Consider the following 938-nt stretch of genomic DNA (forward strand, 5'->3'; position numbering starts at 1 on the left):
CGCGCGGTGGAGATCGCCCGGCGCGGCGAGCTGAGCATGGCGGAGACCGCGCTCAAGGTCCTGCTGGAGAAGTCGCCCAAGCTCGCGCCCGCGTGGACGAACCTGGGCATCGTGCAGGAGCGCCAGGGCCGCCTCCCCGACGCGGAGCGCTCCTACCGGCAGGCGCTGACGTTGGATCCCTCCCTGGAGGCCGCCTGGGACTGCCTCGTGCGGCTGTCCGCGCGCACCGGCCGCGTGGCGTCCCTGGAAGCGGAGCTGCGCGAGTCGCTGACGAAGGAGGACACGGTGGCCCGGCGCACGGCGCTCGCGCTCGCGCTCCTCCTGCAGAAGAAGCACGCGCCCGCCGTCACCGAGGCCCGCCGCGCGCTCCAGGCCAACGAGCAGCACGTGCCCGCGATGCAGGTGCTGGCACAGGTGTACGCCCGCGAGGGCAAGTACGAGCTGGCGTCCATGGTGCTGGGCAACGCGCTGGCCATCGACGCGCAGGACGCGGCCACGCTCAACGCGCTGGGGCTCGTGCACCTGGGCCTCAAGGAGCGCCCGCAGGCGCTGGAGCGCTTCCGTCAGGCCATCGCCCTGCGTCCGGACTTCGCCGAGGCGCACAACAACCTGGGCGCCCTGCTCAACGAGGGCGAGGACTACCCCGCCGCCCGCGTGGAGCTGGAGGCCGCCGTGCGCGCCGCGCCGGACTTCGCCGCCGCCCACCTCAACCTGGGCAACGCCCTGCGCGGTGAAGGCGACTTTCCCCGGGCCCTGGCCGAGTACGAGCGCGTGCTCCAGCTCCAGCCCGACGGCAAGGACCCGTACTTCAACCTGGCCATCCTCCACCTGGACCTGGAGCCCGCCGGCATGGACACGCTGGAGCGCCTCCAGAAGGCCCTGGCCTACCTGACCCGCTACCAGGAGAAGGGCGGCGACGACGAGCGCACCGCCCAGTA

The 938-nt window shown here is 73.1% G+C and carries 1 protein-coding gene; it reads left to right on the top strand.

The window, feature by feature from the left end; genetic code table 11:
• The coding region (locus D7Y13_RS41595) for a tetratricopeptide repeat protein (protein ID WP_120631066.1) at positions 1–938 on the top strand (938 nt) is incomplete at both ends.

It is taken from the genome of Corallococcus praedator (assembly GCF_003612125.1).
In the GTDB taxonomy this organism is placed as follows: domain Bacteria; phylum Myxococcota; class Myxococcia; order Myxococcales; family Myxococcaceae; genus Corallococcus; species Corallococcus praedator.